Annotated in this window: 23 protein-coding genes and 1 pseudogene; 18 read left to right on the top strand and 6 right to left on the bottom strand. The window is 69.9% G+C overall.

Annotation, left to right across the window (positions count from 1 at the left end; genetic code table 11):
- Positions 1-42 precede the first annotated feature (42 nt).
- From alaS to D0C15_RS23245, 6 genes are all read left to right on the top strand, one after another.
- The gene (alaS, locus tag D0C15_RS23270; RefSeq protein WP_116049259.1) at positions 43-2,703 is read left to right on the top strand and encodes an alanine--tRNA ligase; all 2,661 of its coding nucleotides are present in this window, start codon (positions 43-45) and stop codon (positions 2,701-2,703) included.
- Complete coding sequence (ruvX, locus tag D0C15_RS23265; protein ID WP_116049256.1) at positions 2,700-3,197, top strand: Holliday junction resolvase RuvX; 498 nt, start codon at positions 2,700-2,702, stop codon at positions 3,195-3,197. Before alaS ends, ruvX begins: the two co-directional genes overlap by 4 nt.
- Positions 3,194-4,960: an endolytic transglycosylase MltG gene (gene mltG, locus D0C15_RS23260; protein ID WP_116049253.1), complete on the top strand. Its 1,767-nt coding sequence runs from the start codon at positions 3,194-3,196 to the stop codon at positions 4,958-4,960. The genes ruvX and mltG overlap by 4 nt, the downstream gene beginning before the upstream one ends.
- Complete coding sequence (locus D0C15_RS23255; RefSeq protein WP_116049250.1) at positions 4,950-5,825, top strand: shikimate dehydrogenase; 876 nt, start codon at positions 4,950-4,952, stop codon at positions 5,823-5,825. Before mltG ends, D0C15_RS23255 begins: the two co-directional genes overlap by 11 nt.
- Positions 5,826-6,011: 186 nt before the next feature.
- Positions 6,012-6,608 carry a GrpB family protein gene (locus tag D0C15_RS23250; RefSeq protein WP_116049247.1) on the top strand — a complete coding sequence of 199 codons (597 nt, stop codon included), beginning with the start codon at positions 6,012-6,014 and terminating at the stop codon, positions 6,606-6,608.
- A gap of 35 nt (positions 6,609-6,643) precedes the next feature.
- Entirely contained in the window at positions 6,644-7,588 is a 945-nt protein-coding gene (locus tag D0C15_RS23245) for a D-2-hydroxyacid dehydrogenase family protein (RefSeq protein WP_116049244.1), read from the top strand.
- Here the strand turns inward: D0C15_RS23245 and D0C15_RS23240 are convergent.
- The 4 genes from D0C15_RS23240 to D0C15_RS23225 all read right to left on the bottom strand — a co-directional run bounded on the left by D0C15_RS23240 (position 7,585) and on the right by D0C15_RS23225 (position 10,949).
- Positions 7,585-8,412: a serine hydrolase domain-containing protein gene (locus D0C15_RS23240; protein WP_116049242.1), complete on the bottom strand. Its 828-nt coding sequence runs from the start codon at positions 8,410-8,412 to the stop codon at positions 7,585-7,587. The two genes, D0C15_RS23245 and D0C15_RS23240, sit on opposite strands and share 4 nt — an antisense overlap.
- 155 nt (positions 8,413-8,567) lie before the next feature.
- Complete coding sequence (locus tag D0C15_RS23235; protein WP_116049240.1) at positions 8,568-8,834, bottom strand: HPr family phosphocarrier protein; 267 nt, start codon at positions 8,832-8,834, stop codon at positions 8,568-8,570.
- A 37-nt stretch (positions 8,835-8,871) separates the two neighbouring features.
- Positions 8,872-10,170 carry a PTS transporter subunit EIIC gene (locus D0C15_RS23230; RefSeq protein WP_116049238.1) on the bottom strand — a complete coding sequence of 433 codons (1,299 nt, stop codon included), beginning with the start codon at positions 10,168-10,170 and terminating at the stop codon, positions 8,872-8,874.
- Positions 10,167-10,949, bottom strand: a complete 783-nt coding sequence (locus tag D0C15_RS23225) for a GntR family transcriptional regulator (RefSeq protein ID WP_116049236.1) — start codon at positions 10,947-10,949, stop codon at positions 10,167-10,169. The genes D0C15_RS23230 and D0C15_RS23225 overlap by 4 nt, the downstream gene beginning before the upstream one ends.
- A gap of 213 nt (positions 10,950-11,162) precedes the next feature.
- Here D0C15_RS23225 and D0C15_RS23220 point away from each other — a divergent pair.
- Positions 11,163-11,414 (top strand): annotated as a pseudogene (locus D0C15_RS23220) (PTS sugar transporter subunit IIB); the annotation flags it as partial.
- A complete protein-coding gene (locus D0C15_RS23215; protein ID WP_281270726.1) occupies positions 11,411-11,893 on the top strand; it encodes a PTS sugar transporter subunit IIA in 483 nt (160 codons plus the stop codon). The pseudogene D0C15_RS23220 and the gene D0C15_RS23215, both read left to right, overlap by 4 nt.
- Before the next feature lie 7 nt (positions 11,894-11,900).
- Here D0C15_RS23215 and D0C15_RS23210 read toward each other — a convergent pair whose 3' ends face one another.
- The gene (locus tag D0C15_RS23210; RefSeq protein ID WP_116049232.1) at positions 11,901-12,359 is read right to left on the bottom strand and encodes a Rieske (2Fe-2S) protein; all 459 of its coding nucleotides are present in this window, start codon (positions 12,357-12,359) and stop codon (positions 11,901-11,903) included.
- A 122-nt stretch (positions 12,360-12,481) separates the two neighbouring features.
- Between D0C15_RS23210 and D0C15_RS23205 the strand changes: the two genes are divergently transcribed.
- From D0C15_RS23205 to D0C15_RS23160, 10 genes are all read left to right on the top strand, one after another.
- A complete protein-coding gene (locus tag D0C15_RS23205) occupies positions 12,482-12,850 on the top strand; it encodes a hypothetical protein (RefSeq protein WP_116049310.1) in 369 nt (122 codons plus the stop codon).
- On the top strand, positions 12,847-13,359 hold the full coding sequence (locus D0C15_RS23200) for a sigma-70 family RNA polymerase sigma factor (RefSeq protein ID WP_116049230.1): 513 nt from the start codon (positions 12,847-12,849) through the stop codon (positions 13,357-13,359). The genes D0C15_RS23205 and D0C15_RS23200 overlap by 4 nt, the downstream gene beginning before the upstream one ends.
- Complete coding sequence (locus D0C15_RS23195; RefSeq protein WP_425455414.1) at positions 13,356-14,111, top strand: anti-sigma factor family protein; 756 nt, start codon at positions 13,356-13,358, stop codon at positions 14,109-14,111. Before D0C15_RS23200 ends, D0C15_RS23195 begins: the two co-directional genes overlap by 4 nt.
- A 103-nt stretch (positions 14,112-14,214) precedes the next feature.
- The gene (locus tag D0C15_RS23190; RefSeq protein ID WP_245976141.1) at positions 14,215-14,895 is read left to right on the top strand and encodes a prepilin peptidase; all 681 of its coding nucleotides are present in this window, start codon (positions 14,215-14,217) and stop codon (positions 14,893-14,895) included.
- Positions 14,896-14,960: 65 nt separating this feature from the next.
- The gene (aroC, locus tag D0C15_RS23185) at positions 14,961-16,148 is read left to right on the top strand and encodes a chorismate synthase (RefSeq protein WP_116049226.1); all 1,188 of its coding nucleotides are present in this window, start codon (positions 14,961-14,963) and stop codon (positions 16,146-16,148) included.
- Positions 16,145-16,666: a shikimate kinase gene (locus D0C15_RS23180; protein WP_211323304.1), complete on the top strand. Its 522-nt coding sequence runs from the start codon at positions 16,145-16,147 to the stop codon at positions 16,664-16,666. The genes aroC and D0C15_RS23180 overlap by 4 nt, the downstream gene beginning before the upstream one ends.
- A complete protein-coding gene (gene aroB, locus D0C15_RS23175) occupies positions 16,663-17,772 on the top strand; it encodes a 3-dehydroquinate synthase (RefSeq protein ID WP_116049224.1) in 1,110 nt (369 codons plus the stop codon). Before D0C15_RS23180 ends, aroB begins: the two co-directional genes overlap by 4 nt.
- The gene (gene aroQ / locus D0C15_RS23170) at positions 17,769-18,221 is read left to right on the top strand and encodes a type II 3-dehydroquinate dehydratase (RefSeq protein ID WP_116049222.1); all 453 of its coding nucleotides are present in this window, start codon (positions 17,769-17,771) and stop codon (positions 18,219-18,221) included. The genes aroB and aroQ overlap by 4 nt, the downstream gene beginning before the upstream one ends.
- A complete protein-coding gene (locus D0C15_RS23165) occupies positions 18,221-19,147 on the top strand; it encodes a GNAT family N-acetyltransferase (protein ID WP_116049220.1) in 927 nt (308 codons plus the stop codon). The genes aroQ and D0C15_RS23165 overlap by 1 nt, the downstream gene beginning before the upstream one ends.
- Before the next feature lie 80 nt (positions 19,148-19,227).
- Positions 19,228-20,766, top strand: a complete 1,539-nt coding sequence (locus D0C15_RS23160) for a glycoside hydrolase family protein (protein ID WP_116049217.1) — start codon at positions 19,228-19,230, stop codon at positions 20,764-20,766.
- Here D0C15_RS23160 and D0C15_RS23155 read toward each other — a convergent pair.
- A complete protein-coding gene (locus D0C15_RS23155; RefSeq protein ID WP_170161359.1) occupies positions 20,736-21,185 on the bottom strand; it encodes a B-4DMT family transporter in 450 nt (149 codons plus the stop codon). The two genes, D0C15_RS23160 and D0C15_RS23155, sit on opposite strands and share 31 nt — an antisense overlap.
- Positions 21,186-21,188: the final 3 nt, after the last annotated feature.

The following is a 21,188-nucleotide window of genomic DNA, read 5'->3' as shown; positions in this document are numbered from 1 at the left end:
TGAACCCTCTCGCGCGCCGGCCCGTACGACCAAGGAAAGCCAGTGGAAACACACGAGATCGCCAGCCGGTTCCTCCGACACTTCGAACAGCATGGACACAGCAAGGTGCCCAGCGCCTCGCTGATCCTGGACGACCCGAACCTGCTTTTCGTCAACGCGGGAATGGTGCAGTTCAAGCCGTACTTCCTCGGCGAGGTCCCGCCGCCGTACCCGAGGGCGACCAGCGTGCAGAAGTGTGTCCGTACCGGGGACATCGACGAGGTCGGCAAGACCACAAGGCACAACACCTTCTTCCAGATGGCCGGCAACTTCTCCTTCGGTGACTACTTCAAGGAGGGCGCGATCAAGCTCGCCTGGGAGCTGATCACCTCGCCGCAGGACCAGGGCGGTTTCGGGTTCGACCCGGAGCGGATCTGGGCCACGGTGTACGAGGACGACGCGGAAGCGGCCGCGTTGTGGAAGAAGGTCGCCGGTCTGCCCAGTGACCGGATCCAGGCTCGCGACATGGTGGACAACTTCTGGTCGATGGGTGTCCCCGGACCGTGTGGTCCGTGTTCGGAGATCTACTACGACCGCGGCCCGGAGTACGGCCGCGAAGGCGGGCCGGTCGTCGACGAGGACCGCTACATCGAGATCTGGAACCTCGTGTTCATGCAGAACATCCGGGGTGAGGGCAGCGGCAAGAAGGACTTCCCGATCCTCGGCGAGCTGCCCGCCAAGAACATCGACACCGGCATGGGCGTCGAGCGGGTCGCCACCTTGCTGCAGGGAGTCGAGAACGTCTACGAGACCGACCTCGTCCGACCGGTGATCACCAGGGCCGAGGAGATCTCCGGGCACCGGTACGGCGCCGACCACACCGACGACGTGCGGTTCCGGGTGGTGGCCGACCATGCGCGCTCCGGGATGATGCTGATCGGCGACGGGGTGACCCCGGGTAACGACGGCCGGGGTTACGTGCTGCGCAGGCTGCTGCGCCGAATCGTGCGCTCGATGCGGCTGCTCGGCGTACACGAGCCGGTGCTGCCCGAGTTCGCGACCGTCGTCCGGGACGCGATGGGCCCGTCCTATCCGGAACTGGTCAGCGACTTCGACCGCATCTCCGACATCATGCGCGGCGAGGAGGAAGCCTTCCTGGCCACCCTCACCAGCGGCTCGCGCATCTTCGATCTCGCCGCGGAGCAGACCAAGTCCTCCGGCGGAGGCATCCTCGCCGGCGACAAGGCGTTCCAGCTGCACGACACCTACGGCTTCCCGATCGACCTGACCCTGGAGATGGCCGCCGAGCAGGGGCTCACGGTGGACGAGCAGGGCTTCCGCGCACTGATGGAGGAGCAGCGGCAGCGGGCGAAGGCCGACGCGGCCTCGCGCAAGAGCGGCCACGGCGACCTCTCGGTGTACCGGCAGCTGCTCGAGGACGGCGGCGAGACCGAGTTCCTCGGCTACACCGACCTGCAGGCCACCGCCACAGTGCTCGGACTGCTGGTCGACGGTGCGCCCGTCCGTAGTGCGGGTGCGGGCACGAAGGCGGAGGTGGTGCTGAACCGCACGCCGTTCTACGCCGAGAGTGGTGGCCAGGTCGCGGACACCGGGGTTCTCCTCGGGTCCGGGGTCGAGCTGAAGGTGCTCGACGTCCAGAAGATCGTGCCCGGGCTGTTCGTGCACCGGGTCGAGGTCGTCGACGGCGAACTCGGTCTCGGCACCGAGGTCACCGGTTCGGTGGATGCCGATCGGCGCGCCTCGATCGCCCGCTCACATTCGGCCACGCACCTCGTGCACGCGGCGGTGCGCGGGGCCTACGGCAAGCGCGCCGCGCAGGCGGGCTCGCTCAACGCGCCGGGGCGGATGCGGTTCGACTTCACCTCGTCCGGTGGTGTGTCGGCCGACGTTCTGACCGAGGTCGAGGAAGAGGTCAACGACTACCTGCAGACCGACGTCGAGGTGCAGTCCTACGTCACGACGAAGGACAAGGCGCTGGAACTGGGCGCGGTCGCCCTGTTCGGGGAGAAGTACGGCAACGACGTTCGCGTCGTCGACATGGGTGAGTACTCGCGGGAACTCTGCGGCGGTACCCACGTCGGGCGAATCGGCCAGCTCGGCCTCGTCAAGCTGGTCGGCGACTCCTCCATCGGGTCCGGAGTGCATCGGGTGGAGGCCCTCGTCGGGCAGGACGCGCTGCGGCACGTGCGCAAGGAGCAGTTACTGGTCTCGCAGCTGGCGGGCTCGTTGAAGGTGCCGACCGACCAGCTGCCAGGCCGGATCGAGGACGTTCTCACCCGCCTGCGCAACGCGGAGAAGGAGATCGAGCAGCTGCGCACGCAGCAGGTGCTCGGTTCGGCCGGTGCGCTCGCCGACTCGGCGAAGGACATCGGCGGCGTGGCGCTGGTGGCGGAGAAGATCGCCGAGGGGATCGACGCTGCCGGACTGCGTGCGCTGGCAGGCGAGGTGCGCAACCGGCTCGGTTCCAGGCCGGGAGTCGTGGCGCTGTTCGCGCCAGCCGAGGGCAAGGTCAGTTTCGTTGTGGGTACGACGTCCACCGCACGAGACAAGGGTTTCGCGGCAGGCAAGCTGGTTCCCGCTTTCGCGGAGGCGGTCGGTGGCCGGGGCGGCGGCAAGGCAGACATGGCCCAGGGTGGCGGCACGAACCCGGATGGGATCGACAGGGCGATCAGTTTGCTGGGTGACGCGGTGGCGCGCGGGTGAGCAATCGCCGTCCTGATCGTCCTGGAGAGCACGACGCGGGGGCAGGCAGGCGACTGGGCATCGACGTCGGCTCTGTCCGGGTCGGCGTCGCACTCAGTGATCCCACGCCGTTTCTCGCGAGCCCCCTCGTTACCCTGTCTCGTGATGCGGACAAGGACAGCGACCTCGACCAGATCGTCCAGCTCGTCGTCGAACACGAGGTGGTCGAGGTGATCGTCGGACTGCCGAGAACATTGGCCGACCGCCACGGTTCGGCGGCCGAGATCGCCGTGACCTACGCCGAGCGGCTGTCCGGGCTGGTCGACCCGGTTCCCGTCCGCCTCGCCGACGAACGCCTCACCACGGTGAGCGCGGCGCGAATGCTGTCCCAGCGCGGGGTGAAGGGCAGGAAGCAGCGGGCGGTGGTGGACCAAGCGGCCGCGGTCGAGATCCTGCAGGGCTGGCTCGACGCACGTGCGTCGCACCTGCGTCGTGTCGAGGGGGAGGGCCGATGACCACTCCACCGAGCGATGGCACCGGGGGCAGGCGCAGGTTGCGGCCACCACGCCCGCCAGGTCCACCAGGTCCCACGGGCCCTCCGGGGCCGGCGCACCAGGCACACGCACCGGTACCGCCACCCCCCATCCAGCCGCCTCCTTCTGGGCCCCCGGTCCCGCCAGCTCCCACGGGGCAGCAACCGCCACCTCCCGGTGCGCCACCGCCGCGACCGCCACGGCGTCCGGGACCACCGCCCCCCGGAGTCCCCCAGGGCGGACCACCTCCACCGGGCCGTCCCCTGCCGCCTCGGCGACCGGCGGTAAGGCCGGACGACGGTGGGCACACCGGCGATCTCACGGCGGCGCCCCCGTCTCATTCCAGCGGGCGGCGCAGGCTCCGGCCGGCGGGACCACCACCGGATGAGCGGCCGACCGAGCTGCTCCGGCTCGACCCGGAACAGCTCGCGCCGGCCGATCCTGCCGATGAGTACGCGGAGGACTACGCGGACGAGGACGACTACGCGGACTACGACGGCCGGGACGACGCCGAGGACGAGTACCTGGACGACGCCGAGGACGAGTACGGGGACTTCGAGGACGAGGACCGCGCCGAACCGGAGTACTTCGACGACGATCGCGACGACCTGGGGCGCGGTCGCCGTGGCGGCCGGACGAAGCGGTCGTTCGGCTGGCTCGCGGCCATCGCGGTCATCGTGTTGCTCGCGGGCGGTGCCTGGTACGGCATCACCGAGATCTTCGGCTACGACGACTACGAGGGCGCGGGTGAGACCGACGTCCTGATCCAGGTCGAGAAGGGGGACTCGACCAACGCCATCGCCGCCACCCTGCAGGAGAAGGACGTGGTCGCGAGTGCGAAGGCGTTCGTGAAGGCAGGCGCGGACGAGGAACAGATCCGCAGCGTGCAGCCCGGGTACTACGTGCTCAAGACCAAGATGTCCGGCGCGGCCGCGGTCAGCCGGATGATCGAGCCTGCCGCGCGGGTCGGCGAACTGCAGATCCGCGCGGGTACCCAACTGGAGGACGTCACACTGCCGGATGGCTCGGCCGCCCCTGGTGTGCTGAAACTGCTGTCCGACGCGTCCTGCGCCGAACTCAACGGCACGAGCACCTGTATCCCGGTCGAGGAACTCCGCTCGGTCGCCGCGGAGGCGGACCTCGCGGCGATGGGTGCACCGCAGTGGGCTGTGCGGGACGCGTCGAAGGCCGAGGGCGCACGCAGGATCGAGGGACTCGTCGCGCCCGGCGTGTACGACGTGCGTCCCGGGCAGACCGCGGAGAAGTTGCTTTCGGCGGTGCTGACCGCCTCGGCCACCCGGCTGGAGGCCACGGGACTGCCGGATGCCGCGGAGGGCACCGGAAAGACGCCGTACGAGATCCTGGTGATCGCGTCCCTGATCGAGCGGGAGGCCGTCAAGCAGGACTTCGAGAAGGTGTCCCGGGTGATCTACAACCGCCTCGACAAGGACATGCGCCTCGAACTGGACTCGACCGTCAACTACGCGCTGGACCGGCCGGTGGTGCGGACCAAGCCCGAGGATCGTGAGCGGGCCGGTCCGTACAACACCTACCGCAACACGGGCCTGCCGCCCACGCCGATCTCCGCGCCCAGCCCGGAGGCCATCAAGGCCGCGCTCGAACCCGCGGACGGCGACATCCTCTTCTTCGTCAAGTGCGAGAAGAACGGGCTGTCCTGCTTCGCCGAGACCAACGAGGAACACAACCAGAACCGGCGCGAAGCACAGGCCCGCGGTGCCTACTGAGCCATCGCACGCAGAGGCGCCGGGCCGCGCCGCCGTCCTCGGGAAGCCGGTCGAGCATTCGCTCTCGCCGGTGCTGCACGGTGCGGCCTACCAGGCACTCGGGCTGACCGGCTGGACCTATGACCGGATCGAGATGGACGCGGCGGGGCTACCCGGGTTCGTGCGGGGACTCGGACCGGAGTGGGCGGGACTGTCGGTGACGATGCCCGGCAAACGTGCGGCCCTCGCCGTGGCGGCGGAGGTGACGCCGAGGGCGGCGGCGGTAGGCGCGGCGAACACGCTCGTCCCATGCGACTCCGGCTGGCGGGCGGACTGCACCGATGTGGACGGGGTGGTGGGCGCCCTGCGTTCGGCGGGTGGATTTCGCGGTACGGATCCGGACGCGGCCGGAGTGGTGCTGGGGGCGGGCGGTACGGCCGCTGCCGCCGCCGTCGCGTTCGCGGAACTGGGCCTGACCGGCGTCCGGTTGGTGGTACGCGATCCGGCGCGAGCGGAGGAGACCTCGGCCGCGGCTGCCGAAGTGGGCCTAGCCGTCGAGGTGTTGCGGTGGTCCGAAGTGGAGTTCGCCGAACTGGCGCTGGCTCCGGTGTTGGTGAGCACCGTCCCTTCGGCCGCGGTCGAGCCGCACCTCGAGGATCTGGCAGGTGCCCGTTGCCTGCTGGACGTCATCTACGACCCGTGGCCCACTCCGTTGGCCCGTGCGGTAGCGCAGCGGGGCGGCAGGCTCGCGACCGGTCTGGACATGTTGCTGCACCAGGCCTTCGGGCAGGTGGAGCAGTTCACCGGGCAGCCGGCGCCGCGGGAGGCGATGCGCGACGCGCTGCGGGCGGCCACCGGAGGGACAATTCCGTTGCCGCTGGAGTGAGCCGCTGTTACGTTGACCGACTGCCCTGAGGAAGGAACAAGTCAGTGAGGGGTATGCACAACCCGGCCGACGGGGGCTGGCCGGAGCTTGCGGAGGGCAGCTCGCGGCGACCGGGTGCAGGTGAGGCGCGTGCTGTGGCCGAGCTTGCGATTGTGCATAACGCTCACTTGGACAGAGGACACAGTCATGGTCCCACGCGGTCGCTCCACGTACTCCGACGACGAGATCGAATCGATCTGGGTCGGCGGCGCACCAGTCCTGAACTCCACGGTCACCCTGGCCGACTACGACCCGGCCTGGCCCGCACTGTACGAACGGGAGGCGGACAGGATTCGTCGCGCACTGGGGGAGCGGGTGCGCGTGCTGGAGCACGTCGGCTCGACCGCCGTACCCGGCCTGTGCGCGAAACCGCGAATCGACATTCTGCTGGTCGTACCCGACAGCGACGACGAGGACGCGTATCTGCCCGAACTGGAGGACGCGGGCTACTACCTGGTGATCCGCGAACCGGGGGACGGTCACCGTGCGCTCAAGGGCCCGGACACCGACGTCAATCTGCACGTGTACTCGCCGGACAGCGGTGAGATCGAGCGTTACCTGACCTTCCGGGACCACCTCAGGGCCGATGCCGCGGACCGGGACCTCTACGCGAACACGAAGCGGGAGCTGGCCGCGCGTACCTGGGCCTACATCCAGCACTACGCCGACGCGAAGAACGACGTCGTGGACGAGATCCTGCGGCGGGCCACGGCTCGACGGGAACTGCCGGAGCATCGGGGCTGAGCCGGTGCGCTACCGGAGACCCTAGGGTGGGGTGTATGAAGATCGCCATTCTCGACGACTACCAGAACGTCGCACTCGGCTTCGCCGACTGGGACAGCCTCGGCGCGGAGATCGAGGTGTTCACCGAACACATCGAGGACCAGGACGACCTGGTCCGCCGGCTGGACGGATGCGAGGTCGTGGTGGCGATGCGCGAGCGCACCCGGTTCGATGCGGGCCTGCTGCGCAGGCTGCCCGCATTGCGCCTGCTGGTCAGCACCGGAAGGCGCAACGCGGCCATCGACCTCGCCGCGGCGGGCGAACAGGGCATCGTCGTCTGTGGCACCGGTTATCGCGCGGAACCCACGGTGGAGCACACCTGGGCGCTGATCCTGGCCGCGGCCCGCAACCTGCCCGCCGAGGAGCGGTCGGTGCGGGCAGGCGGGTGGCAGCAGGCGGTCGGCACCGGCCTGGCCGGACGCACCCTCGGGCTGCTCGGACTCGGCAGGCTCGGCGCGCGGGTGGCGGCGATCGGGCAGGCGTTCGGCATGACGACGATCGCCTGGAGCCAGAACCTCACCGAGGAAAAGGCGGCCGAGCACGGTGTCACCGCGGTGTCGAAGGACGAGCTGTTCCGCGGCTCCGACGTGCTCTCGGTGCACCTCGTGCTCAGCGACCGCACCCGTGGTCTCGTCGGAGCGGCGGAACTGGGCGCCATGCGGCAGGGGGCGATCCTGGTGAACACCTCGCGCGGGCCGATCGTGGACGAGCGTGCGCTGCTGGACACCTTGCGGGACAACCGGATCAAGTGTGCTGCCCTCGACGTGTACGACGTCGAGCCGCTGCCCGCGGACCATCCACTCCGGACGGCACCGAACACGATCCTCACGCCGCACATCGGCTATGTCACCGACAACCTGTACTCGGTGTTCTACTCCGACGCCGTGGAGAACATCGCCGGGTACCTCGCCGGTGAGCCGACCCGGGTGATGACTCCCTAGCGGAGGTCCTGTCCGCGCAGTTCGGCCAGTACCGCATCGGTGAACGGTGGCCATACCTCGATGGACCAGGGGCCGAAGGTGCGGTCGGTCAGGGCGACGCAGGCCGCACCCGCTTCGGGATCCACCCAGAGGAACGTGCCTGACTGTCCGAAGTGGCCGAACGTTGCCGGTGAGCTGTTCTCGCCCGTCCAGTGTGGACTCTTGTGGTCCCTGATGGAGAAACCCAGGCCCCAGTCGTTGGGCTTCTGGTGACCGAACCCCGGCAGCACACCACTGAGCCCCGGAAAGACCACGCTGGTGGCCTGCGCGAGGGTGCGGGGGTCGATGAGGGTGGGCCGCTGTAGCTCGGCCGCGAACACCGCGAGGTCGTCCACGGTGGACTTGGCGCCCGCGGCGGGGGAGCCGTCGAGGACGGTGTCGCGCATCGCGAGCGGGCCGAACAGGGCCTCCGACTGATAGTCCCGGAACGGAATGGTCGAGTGTTGCTCGAGCGCGGCGGTGAGTTGCTCGAAGCCGGCGTTCGAGTACAGCCTGCGGGTGCCCGGCGGCGCCATCACCTTGTGTGCGTCGAAACCGAGGCCGGAGGTGTGCGCGAGCAGGTGCCGGATCGTGGAGCTTTCCGGTCCGGCCGGCGTGTCCAGTTCGACCACGCCCTCCTCGATGGCGATGAGGGCGGTATAGGCCGTGAGCAGTTTCGTGACCGAAGCGAGGGGATAGACACGGCTGGTATCACCGTGGGTGGCCAGCACCCGGCCGTCGGCGCCCACGACCGCCGTCGAGGCGTTGTCCACCGGCCACTGCTCGATCAACCGCACACTGTCCATGGACCCACCCTACGAACCCCGGTCCCGTGAGTGCGGGGCCGGGGTTGGAGAAGTTCCCCAATGCCACATTGGGGAACTCAGGCGTCCCCAATGTGGCATTCGGGACGTTCAAGTTCCCGAAAGCCACATTGGGGACATCCGACGACGTGCTCGTGCTAGCCGTCGAGGTCGGTCGCCACCAGTTCGGCGACGGCATTGATCGCTTCGTCGGCGCCTTCGCCGTCGGCGCTGATGAGCACCTCGTCGCCGTGACCGGCGGCGAGGGTCATCAGGTTGAGCACGCTGCCCGCCGCTACCGGCGTTCCACCGTCCTTGGCGATGCTCACCGCCACCGATTGTGCGGCGGCCGCCTTGGCGACCAGTGCGGCCGGCCTGGCGTGCAGGCCTACCTTGCTCGCGACCGTCACTCGCCTCTCGGGCATGGTGTTCCTTTCGAATCGGTACTGCGCGGCGATGCCGCTAGGACTTGGTGCTACTGCCGGATTCGGCGTCGGTCGCCGTACCGCCGACCGAGGATTTCCCGGTCTCGGGATCACGGGGGGTCTCCGCGGCGACGATCTCCTCGTCGTCTTCCCGGCCCGGCGTGCGCAGATTCCACTTGGTGATCACGAACCGGAAGAGGAAGTAGTAGATAGCCGCGTAGACCAGGCCGATCGGGATGAGCAGCCACGCCTTGCTGGCCGCGGGCGCACCCGCGTTCAGTGCGAAGTCGATCGCGCCCGCCGAGAACGAGAACCCGAGGTGGATGTCGAGCGCGTTCACCAGCGCAAGGGAGATACCGGTCAGCACCGCGTGCAGGATGTAGAGCGGGAACGCGACGAACATGAACGCGAACTCGAGCGGCTCGGTGACACCGGTCAGGAACGAGGTCAGCGCGGCGGAGATCATGATGCCGCCGACGATCTTCTTCTGACCCGGCTTCGCGGTCTGCCAGATCGCCAGCGCCGCCGCGGGCAGGGCGAACATGAAGATCGGGAAGAAGCCGGTCATGAACGCACCGGCGTTCGGATCGCCGTCGAAGAAGTTGTTGATGTCGCCGCCGTCGAAGATGAACCAGACCGGCACGTTCAGCAGTTGGTGCAGGCCGATCGGGATGAGCAGCCGGTTCAGCATGCCGTAGATGCCGCCACCGATGACCGGGTCGCTGGTGACCGCCTCGCCGAGGTTCTGCATTCCCGCGTCGATCACCGGGAAGATCAGGCCGAAGAGCACGCCGACGAAGATCAGTACGACCGAGTTGATGATCGGCACGAACCGGCGGCCGCCGAAGAACGCCAGGTACGGCGGAAGCTTGATGCGGTGGAATCGCTGCCACAGCACCGCGGTCACCAGGCCGACGACCACACCGCCGAGCACCGAATACGGCCATTTGATCGGTTGCAGGTACCAGCCCTCACCGAAACCCTCGAGCGAGTCGATCGGCGCGAAGACCTGCACCACCTTGCTGAACACCACGAAGCCGACGACCGCGGCCACACCGGTGGAGCCGTCGCCCTTGCGGGCGAAGCCGACGGCGATACCGACGGCGAACAGCAGCGGCAGGAAGTCGAAGAGCCCACCACCAGCCGCGGCGATCACCTCGGCGACCTTGTTCCAGCCGAGGCCCTTCTCGCCGAGCATGTCTTCCGAGCCAAGGCGAGCCAGCAAGCCTGCTGCGGGCAGGGTGGCGATGGGCAGCATCAGGCTGCGACCGAAGCGTTGCAGCCCGGCCATTCCCTTGCGCTTACCCTTCGCCCCCGTTGTTTGGGTGGCGCTCATCGGGTACCTCCATATCGTGCAGGGCGGCCGGAATCCGGGTCATTCCGATCCAACTGCATGGTCACCTGGTAGTGATCACCCCGGTACCAGGACGTCATGTCCTCCACGGGCTCCCCGCGCATGCTGGAGACCCTGCGGAAGACGAGCAACGAACTGCCGGTACGAATACCGAGCAGTCGTGCGGTTTCGGCATCCGCCGATTCCGCCCAGACCGTCTGCCTGGCGTGGTCGAGACGGATGCCGTGCGTGGCGGCGAGCTGGGCGTAGAGCGACTGCGTGAGGTCCAGCTCGGGCATCCGGGCCACCCGGCCCGGGTGATACCAGCCCCGTTCCACCGCCAGCGGAACGCCGTCGGCCCTGCGCAGCCTGCGCAGGCGGTACGCACTCTCCCCCTCGTGCAGGCCCAATGCGCTCAGCGTCGGCGCGGGCGGGACCTCGAGGGTGATGCCGAGCAGCTCGGTGGCCGGCGTGAGCCCGCGGCGGCGCATGTCGTCGGTGAACGACATCAGGTACAGCTGCAGCTCCATCCGCCTGGTCGCGGTGAAGGTGCCCTTGCCGCGCGCCCGGTTGAGCAGGCCCTCGTCGACCAGTTTCCCGATCGCCGAACGGACGGTCAGCCGCGAGACGTCATAGCGTTCTGCAAGCTCTCGTTCGGACGGGATGGGCGAGCCGGGGGGAAGTTCCCTCTCGATCGTGCGGCGCAGGATTTCCCGTAGCTGCGCGTGTTTCGGCGTCGGACCGTCAACGACACGCTCGGCGGCACCGGTGTCGGATCCCATCCCGGCACCTCCGTTCCTGGCTCGGCGGGGTCACGCTCGACACGCGCTCCCGTTGATTGGTACGTTCCGGTCTAGACCATTCGCTGATGGGGCAGAATGCTCCGTCACTCGGAAGGTGTCAACCACCGTTACGGGTTCGTGAGGCGCCGGTGGCGTGCGCGGCGGCGAACGGCGTAGTAATGCTCACGCGAGGGCAGAGATGCCGACGATCAGACCAGGGAGGCCGCTGTGGCGGACGAAAGGCCGGAGAAAATTCTTGCTGCGCTCGGTGGCGCCGACAACGTGATCGAGGTCGAGGGCTGCATCACGCGGCTTCGGTGCGAGCTGGAGGACGGCTCGGTCGTGGACGAGGCCGCGCTGAAGAAGCTCGGCGCGCACGGCGTGATGAAGGCCGGTTCGGTGGTGCAGGTGATCGTCGGGCCCGAGGCCGACACGATCGCCAGCGACATTCAGGACCTGCTGTGACAGCGGCGCCGGAGGTAGCGGGTTCCGGTCTCGTCGTACGGAGCCCGGTCTCCGGTGCCGTCGTCGCGATGACCGAGGTGCCCGATCCGGTGTTCGCCGACGCCATGGTCGGCCCGGGTATCGCGGTACAGCCCGGTGGCGGTGCCGCCGACGCGGTCGCTCCGGTCGACGGCACCGTCGTGACGCTGCACCCGCACGCGTTCGTCGTCGCGACCGAGGACGGCAGGGCGGTGCTCGTACACCTGGGCATCGACACGGTGAAGCAGAAGGGTGAGGGGTTCACCCTGCACGTGGTGAAGGGCGAGACGGTCAGGGCTGGCCAGCCGATGATCAGCTGGAACCCGGACGCCGTCACCGCGGCCGGCTACTCGCCGATCGTGCCGGTGGTCGCGCTCGACGCAGGCCAGGACGCGGTCGGCACGCCGGTCATCGGGACGACCGTCGCGGCAGGCGACCGGTTGTTCAGCTGGACCGACTGACCGTCGTTCAGCCCGCGACCACGTTGCCGCCCTCGACCGAAACCGGGACGGACGGCAGCGGCCGATCCGCCGGTCCGTTGCGCACCTCGCCGGTCAGCGCGTCGAACACCGAGCCATGGCAAGGGCAGCGCAGCTCGCTTCCCTCCGGCTTTACCTTGCAGCTCTGGTGGGTGCAGATGGCGCTGAACGCCGCGGCCGTGGTCTCGGTCGGCCGGGAGACGATGATCTCCTGGTCGTCCGGGGTGGTGACGGCGGTGGCTTCCCCGACGGGGATGTCCGCGAGCACGGCCAGGGATGCGCCCGCGGACGGTGTCGGGGTGGAGCCGGGCTGCGCGGAGTCGCCGCCCTCCTCACCCGGTGCGCAGGCCGAGACGGTGAGGATGGTGCCGGCCGCGACGGCGCCGACAGCGCCGACGGTGATCGCGGAACGGCGGGAGTGGAGTCCGGAGTTCGGTTCGGCAGTCATATCCGCTACCACGACGGAGTTCCCCTTCCGGTTCAATTCGGTTGAGAATTGAACCGGAAGGGGGAGTGTCTCGTGTACTCCGTCGAGGGACGAGACCACGCGGACAGGACATGGGAGCGGGCATGATCTTCGGGGCACTGCGGTTACTGGTGATCGCCGGTCTGCTCGGTTCGGCCTGGGTGCATCTTGTGGTGTGGCTGGACTGGGCGGGGGACGTGGCCATCGTCGGTCCGCTCTTCCTGGTCAACGTCGTGGCGGGGGTCCTGATCGCCATCGCGCTCGCCGTGTGGCGGCGGCACTGGCTGCCCCCGCTGGCGGCGGCCGGATTCGGCGCCGCCACGCTCGGCGCCTATCTGCTTTCGCTGACCGTCGGGTTTCTCGGCGTCCAGGAACAGTTCCGCACCTCCGCCGAGGTCTGGGGCGTGCTGACCGAGGTGGTCTGCGTCGTCGGCGGCGTGTTGCTGCTGCTGCCGCAGGCGCGGCGCGAATGAAAGGCGGGGCGGAGGACCGGCTGATGCGGGCGCTGCACGATGAGCACGCCCCGGCCCTTTCGTTCTACGCCCTGCGGCTCACCAACGGAGATCGGGCGCGCGCCGAGGACGTCGTGCAGGAGACGTTACTCAGAGCCTGGCGCCATCCCAGGGTGCTCGACCAGCGTGACGGATCGGCGCGTGCGTGGCTGTTCACCGTCGCGAGACGGATCGCCATCGATGGGTGGCGCTCGGCCGCGGCCAGGTCGGAGGTTCCCACCGATATCCCGCCCGAACTGTCCGAACCGGACGGGACCGAGCGTGCCGTCCAGGGCTGGCTGGTGGCCGATGCGCTGGACGAACTCTCCGCGCGCCACCGCGAGGTGCTCGGCCTCTGCTTCTTCCAGGGACTCTCGGTGGCCGACGCGGCGGTTCGGCTCGGAGTCGCGGAGGGCACCGTCAAATCCAGGACGCACTACGCACTGCGGGCGCTGCGGCTGGTTCTCGAGGAGAAGGGGGTGACCCGGTGAACGAGGCGATGCGCGAACGACCCGACCCCTTCGCCGAGTTCGACGCCGCTTACCTGCTCGGTGCGCTCTCCCCGGAGGACCGCTGCGCGTACGAGCAGCACCTGGCCGATTGTGCTGAATGTTCACGTTCGGTACGCGAACTCGCCGGACTCCCGGGCCTGCTGGCACACTCCGGCTCCACGGAACCGCCCGCACCGCTCGCGGCCGATGGCGCGGGTGAACCGCACGACCCCGTCTCGGCGGAGTCCCTGAATTCGCTCGCGGCGCGGGTGCGCAGGTCGCGGAAGATGCGCAGGCTCGGTCTCGCCGGTTTCGCCGCGGTCGCGGTGGCGGCGTGCGTCGCCGTACTGCTGCTGGCCGGCCCAGCGGCACCAGGGGAGGCGGGAGCACCGGATGGGGCCGCGATGGCCCAGGAGACTCCGCTGACCGTGCCCGCCGGGGCGGCCCCGATGGCCCCGATGTCCCCCCTGGGTCCCTATCCGGTCGAGGCGAGTCTCGGTGTGACGGAGACTCGCTGGGGGACCAAGGTCGATATGTCCTGCAGCTACGGGGGCGAGTCCGCGGGGGACTACGTACTCGTCGCCATCGGCCCCGACGGGCGCGTACGCGATCAGCTGGCGTGGTGGCACGCGGTGCCGGAGGACACGGCGCGAATGTCGGTCGGCACCGAGTTGCGCCGCGCGAACATCGCTGCCCTCGAGATCCGCACCGGCTCCGGTATGCCGGTGCTGAGATCGCTCGTCACACCCTGAGCCATCGCCCGGCCGAGTGGTTTTCGCCCGCTTCGGGAGCCAACGGAACTCTCGTACCCACCCGTGCTTGCCTGCCGCCGAAGCCCGGTCGAATGTGGAGTCCGTGAACTGGACAACAGCTGTGACAGCGGGCTCTGCGATCATCCTCGCGGGGGCCGGTTCCGGTCTGTTCGCGCGCTGGGTGCTTGCCAGGTCCGCGAACCCCGTCCGGCTCAGGGCCGCGCCGTGTGCGGCCGGAACCGCGCTGTGCTGGGCCCTGCTGGTGTGGCTCTGGATGGCGGGCGCGGTTCCCGGCTGGTGGCTGCCGGTCCCGCTGGCGGTCACCGCGATCGGTGTCCCGCTGGTGTACACGGACCTGCGGTGCCGGCGGCTGCCGGACGTGCTCACCCTGTCCGCGTACCCGGTTCTCGCCGCGGTGCTGACGGTCGCGGCGGCCACCGGAGCGGCACCCGGCCTGCTCTGGCGGGCGCTCGCCGTGGCCGTCCTGTTCGGCGGCGCCCACGCTGTGGTGCACGCGCTCGCCCCTGCCGCGCTCGGGGCGGGTGACGTGAAGCTCGCGGGCAGCCTCGGCGGTGTTCTCGGCGCCTGCGGCTGGGCCGCCGCCGTGGTCGCGGCTTTCCTCGCGGCCGTGGTGACGTCGATGTTCGCGGCGTGGGCGGCGTTCACGACGCTGCCCGCTGGCGCTCGCCCGCGCACGGGGGTACCGCACGGACCAGGGCTACTGCTGGCCGTCACCCTGGTCGCCGTGTCCGGAGCGCGGTACGCCGGGGTCCCGGACGGGTAGCCGGGCCGGGTTGCTGGACCGGGTAGCTGCACGGCCGCCGTTGCGCCCGTGACAGGATCGTCGCTGTGTTGCGCTGGATAACCGCAGGTGAATCGCACGGGCCCGCACTGGCCGCCGTGCTCGAAGGCATGGTGGCCGGGGTCGAGGTCACCACCACTGAGGTGAGTGAGCAGCTCGCTCGCAGGCGGCTCGGTTTCGGCCGCAGCCCCAGGATGGGCTTCGAGACCGACCGGATCGAGTTCGTCGGCGGGGTACGGCACGGTCGCACCCAGGGTGGCCCGGTCGCCGTGCAGATCGAGAACGCCGAGTGGCCGAAGTGGGAGAAGGTCATGGCGGCGGACCCCGTTCCGCCCGAGGAACTGGCCGGGCTCGCCCGCAACGAACCGCTCACCCGGCCCCGGCCGGGGCACGCCGACCTGCCGGGTATGCAGAAGTACGGCTTCGACGAGGCACGGCCGGTTCTGGAGCGGGCCAGCGCTAGGGAGACGGCTTCGCGTACCGCGCTCGGCACCGTCGCCCGGGCCTACCTGCGGCAGCTGCTGGGCGTGGAGATCATCAGCCACGTGGTGTCGATCGGTGCCGCCGAAGCGCCGGAGGGGCCGCTGCCGGGGCCGGACGACCTGACGGCGATCGACGAGAGCCCGGTGCGCGCGTTCGGCGACGCCGCGACCGAGTCGATGGTCGACGAGGTCGACGCCGTGCGGAAGGCCGGGGACACGGTCGGCGGGGTGATCGAGGTGATCGCCTACGGACTGCCACCGGGGCTCGGCTCGCATGTGCACTGGGACCGCAGGCTCGACGCACGGCTCGCGGGCGCGTTGATGGGTGTGCAGGCGATGAAGGGGGTCGAGGTCGGTGACGGCTTCACCACGGCTCGCCGGTGGGGCAGCAAGGCCCACGACGAGATCGACCGCGGCACGGGTCCGGCCGGGGTCACCCGCCGGTCCAATCGGGCGGGTGGTCTCGAAGGCGGCATCACCAATGGTGAGCCGGTGCGCGTCAGGGTCGCGATGAAGCCGATCTCCACGGTGCCGCGCGCTCTGGCCACAGTGGACGTAGCCACCGGTGAGCCCGCGGTCGCCATCCATCAGCGTTCCGACGTGTGCGCGGTGCCGCGTGCCGGTGTCGTGCTCGAGTCGGTCGTGGCACTCGTACTCGCCGATGCCGCACTGGAGAAGTTCGGCGGGGACTCGCTGATCGAGAGCAAGCGCAACGCCGACGGTTACCTGCGTGCGCTGGAGGAGCGCTGGTGAGGCCTCGGGCGGTGATCGTCGGCCCGCCGGGGTCGGGCAAGTCGACCGTTGGCAGGATGCTGGCCGACCTGCTTGGCGTCGCCTTCCGCGACTCCGACGAGGACGTGGTGACCCACGCTGGACGGTCCATTGCGGACATATTCACCACCGACGGCGAGCCCGCCTTCCGTGCGCTGGAAGAGAAACTGGTCGCGGTCGCGCTGGCGGAGCATGACGGAGTGCTTGCCCTGGGCGGCGGATCGGTGCTGTCGGAGGCGACCAGGGAGCGGCTCGCCGGCCATACTGTCGTGTTCCTCAACGTCGGCATGGCCGAAGGGGTACGCCGGACCGGGATGTCCAGTGCCCGGCCGCTGCTCGCCGGAGTCAACCCCAGGGCCACGTACAAGGCGCTGCTCGATGCCCGGCTTCCGGTGTATCGGGCCGTCGCAACGGTCGAGATGGACACCGACGCCCGCAGCCCGCGCGCGGTGGCCACGGCCATCATGGAGCAACTCGAGACAGGACGGAGCATACGGTGAACGACCCGGTCCGTATCGAGGTCGCGACCGACCGGCCGTACCAGGTCGTGGTCGGCAGGGGCCTGCTCGGCGAACTGACCGACACACTGCGGGACGCCTCGTCGGTGGCACTGATCCACCCGCCGACGTTGACCACGACGGCCGAGGCCATCAGGGCGGAGCTGGCCGAGGCCGGTCTCGACGCGCATCGTGTGGAGATCCCCGACGCCGAGGACGGCAAGGCGTTGTCGGTCGCCGGATTCTGCTGGGACGTTCTGGGGCGGATCGGGCTGGACCGTCGCGGGGTCGTCGTCGGACTCGGCGGAGGTGCGGTCACCGACCTGGCCGGTTTCGTCGCCGCGACCTGGATGCGCGGTGTCCGGCTGGTCAACGTGCCGACCACCCTGCTGGGCATGGTGGACGCCGCGATCGGTGGCAAGACCGGAATCAACACCGACGCGGGCAAGAACCTGGTGGGGATCTTCCACGAGCCGGCCGCGGTCCTCGTCGATCTGGCCACGCTGGAGACACTGCCGCCCAACGAACTCGTCGCGGGGATGGCCGAGATCGTCAAGGCCGGTTTCATCGCCGATCCGCGCATCCTGGAGCTGATCGAACAGGACTCGGCCGCCGCTCTGGACACCCAGGGTGACGTGCTCGGCGAGCTGGTTCGCCGCTCGATCCAGGTCAAGGCCGATGTGGTGGCGCAGGACCTACGAGAATCGGACCTGCGCGAGATCCTGAACTACGGCCATACCCTCGGACACGCGATCGAGCGCCGCGAGCGCTACCGGTGGCGCCACGGTGCCGCGATCAGCGTCGGCCTGGTCTTCGCCGCCGAACTCGCCCGTCTCGCGGGGCGGCTGGACGACGCGACGGCGGATCGGCACGCGTCCGTCCTGCGCGCGCTCGGCCTGCCGACCACCTATGACCCGGACGCACTCCCGCAGCTGCTGGAAGGGATGCGCGCCGACAAGAAGACCCGTTCCGGCGTGCTGCGGTTCGTCGTGCTCGACGGACTCGCGAAGCCGGGCAGGCTGGAAGGCCCCGACCCGTCGCTGCTGGCCGCCGCGTACTCCGCGGTCGCCGCGGACGAATCCGGCAACAGCGGCGGGGTGTTCCTGTGACCGGCACTGATGCCGGCACGCGCGTGTTCGTGCTCAACGGCCCGAACCTGGGCAGGCTCGGCACGAGGGAACCGTCGGTGTACGGCTCGACGACCCATGACGACCTGGTGCGACTGTGTGTGAGTACCGGCGCGGAACTCGGGCTCGGCGTCGAAGTGCGCCAGACCGACCACGAGGGCGAGATGGTCGGCTGGCTGCACGACGCCGCGGACGAGGGCGCCGCCGTCGTGCTCAACGCGGGAGCCTGGACGCACTACTCGATCGCCGTCCGCGACGCGGCCGCGCAACTGACGGGCCCGCTGATCGAACTGCACATCTCGAACGTGCACCGGCGGGAGGAGTTCCGGCACCACAGTGTGCTCTCCGGCATCGCCACCGGAGTGATCGTGGGCCTCGGCGTCGAGGGCTACGCGCTGGCCCTGCGCTGGTTGGCGAGCAGCGCGCGGTAATGCCGGTGGGTGCCGTTCCCGAACTGCGGGGGGCGCGCGTGCGGCTGCGCGGTCTGCGGGCCGACGACGCCGCCGCTGTGCTTCGCGTGTTCGCCGATCCGGAGATCATCGAGTACCTACCGGACGACCTCGCCGACGCCGAGCAGGGCAGGGCCATGGTCGAGCGCAGGCTCGCCTACACCGGACCGCCGGGCACGGGACACTGGGCGATCGATGTCGACGGAACACTCGTCGGACTCGTGCATCTGTGCCCGTCCTGGGAATTGCCCGGCGAGGTCGCGGAGATCGGCTGGTACCTGGACCCGCGGTACTCCGGGCGCGGCCTCGCCACCGAGGCGGCCACCGTCCTGCTCCAGCACGGCCTGCGCACACTGGGCCTGCCCGCGGTGTGGGCACTGGTCCACGAGGACAACACGGCCAGCCTGGCACTGGCTCGCAGATCGGGTTTCGTCGAGGTCGGCAGCGGTCCGCACTACGGCGCCACCCACCGGGTACTGGTCGCACTGGCGCCCGCGGCACCACCTGCGCTGCACCACGTCGAACTGTGGGTCGCCGACCTCGCCGCCACCGAGCGCAGTCTCGGCTGGCTTCTCGGTGCGCTCGGCTGGCGGGAGCACAACCGCTGGCGTGACGGGGTGAGCTGGCGGCTGGGTGACGTGTACGTCGTCGCGGAATGCTCACCCGCGCTGACCGCCGGCACGCACGAGCGCCGCAGGCCAGGGCTGAACCACCTCGCCCTGCACGCCGCGAGCCGGGCAGAGGTGGACTCCCTGGTCTCGGCCGCGCCGGGGCACGGCTGGAAGCTGATGTTCGCGGACCGGCATCCGCATGCGGGCGGCCCTGAGCACTACGCGGCCTTCCTCGAGGACGAGCAGGGGTTCGAGGTCGAGATCGTCGCTCCGCCGGTTCCGGCACACACCCGCTGATCGAGTGATATTCCCTTTACACTGGACGCGGAGCCCTGATTCGACGGGCGTGGGGGAGCGAACGGAGGTTCTGCGGCAGGATGCGCTCTGCTCGCCGACGAATACGCCCGGCCGCGGCGGTCCTCGTCGTTCTCACCGCCGGTGCGCTCACTGCCTGTAGCCCGAGTGATGCCCAGCCCCGGGCGGGCGGCGTCGAGCCCGGTGGTGCCGGTGGCCTCGAGGCTCCGGCTGACGTGCCCGAACCGAGGTCGCTCGCCGTGGACTCGGCCAGAAAAAGTCCGGGCACCGTCGCGGCGGGGGGAGCCGACGCGGTCTACAACTACGGGCCGACCGTGATGGTGGACGGTGACCGTACGCGGATGTGGTGGTGCAGTCAGTACGGCAGTGCGAAGCCGGCGGGGGACGACATCCTCTACGCGGAGGCGCCTGCCGCGCAGGGGGCACAGGAAGACCTGACGTTCACCGGCCCGGACGGCGGCAAGGCGCCCGCTGTCTTCTCCGGCAGGCCCGGCGGCTTCGACGGCGTGCACACCTGCGATCCCTCGGTCCTGCGGGTCGGGGGCACGTACTACCTCTACTACACCGGCTCCGCGGGCGACCGCGCGCACGGCAACTCGATCGGGCTCGCCACCAGCAAGGACGGCCGCAACTGGACGCGGGCCGGGCCGGGCCCCATCCTCACGCCGGCCCACGATGTCACCAGGGACAACGACTACGGCGCGGGTCAGCCCGCGGTTGTCCACCTGGACGGCTGGTTCTACCTCATGTTCACCGACACCAGTGGCGCGGCCGCGGGTTGGAACGGAGCGGGGCAGTTCCTGTTGCGCTCCCCGGATCCCGCGTTCGCCGCCCGGGTGGAGGCGCTGGGGCCCGACGGGTTCGAGCCGGTGGCGGACACCTCGTCCGCCCGGCGCACGTCACTGGTGGACGCCTTCAGCGCCGACCTGATGTTCGTCGACGCGCTGGATGCCTTCGCCATCGCCCACGAGACAGAGCAGGGCACCACGCTCACCTTCTGGAACCGTGAGTTCACGGCGCACCCGTACACGCAGGTGCTGATCAACGGCCCGTGGCAGGAAGGCCCCGGCCTGTTCCGCCGCCCGGACGGGCACGCGCCGTTGTCGCTCCGGGAACCCTGCGGCAGGGTGCCGCTGGACGTGGTCCGAGCCACCGTCATCGGTGAGGCGAAGGCACCGACGGATCTGCGGCACTTCGGTGCGGACCTGCACGGCCTCGACGGATGCGCCGATCCGGCGCGTGCGCTGGGAGTGCTCGACGGTGTCGCCATGCCCTCGCCCGTGCGGACCATGGACCTCATCGTCGACGGCCGGATCGTGCGGGTGGACCGGCGTTCGGTGGCGGTGGAACTGGCCGGCACGGTGCTGGACCGGCGGTTGGCCGCGATCGGGGGGCTACCGGTGGCCGCTCGGCTCGCGCCAGGCGCCCCTGCGCTGCGGGTCGAGGGCGCTGGTCTCGGGCTGCTGCTCGACGACGGTGCACTGTGGCCGGTGACGGGCAGCGCCGCGGGCCGCGTACCGGAGGCCAACGACTCGACCGTGGAGCAGGTCGGCGAGCGGGAGTGGAAGAGCTACCCGGCCGGGGTCGTCCTCGGCTCCTGATCCTGGAGCTCACCCTCGGTGTCGCCATCCGGTTTGGCCAGCCTGCCGCCGACCAGCATCCCGAGTCCGGCGGGGATCAGGATCAGCAGGGCCGTGAACGCCGCTCCGCCGGTCAGCGCTCCGCCGAGCGCGCTCAGCCCGGTCTGGTCGACGAACAGCGATCTGCCGATAACGGACAGCACCCCGGCGACCGGGCCCGCCACGAGCGCGCCGATGAACCATGCCCTGGCGTGGTCGGGCACCCGAAGCCAGGCATCGAGTGCACTCCACAGCGCGGCGGCGCCGACCAGCACCGCGACCACGGCCACGGTGACGAGATCGACCTCGGTCGGCCGGAACACGGTGACCTTGGCAAGGACGACGGCGGCGACGGCATGCAGCACGGCCATGCCGAGGCCGCGGATCAACCAGGACGGCATCGC

The sequence above is a fragment of the Amycolatopsis palatopharyngis genome (assembly GCF_003385185.1).
GTDB classification, from domain to species: domain Bacteria; phylum Actinomycetota; class Actinomycetes; order Mycobacteriales; family Pseudonocardiaceae; genus Amycolatopsis; species Amycolatopsis palatopharyngis.
This window is presented reverse-complemented; position numbering and strand designations above follow the sequence as displayed.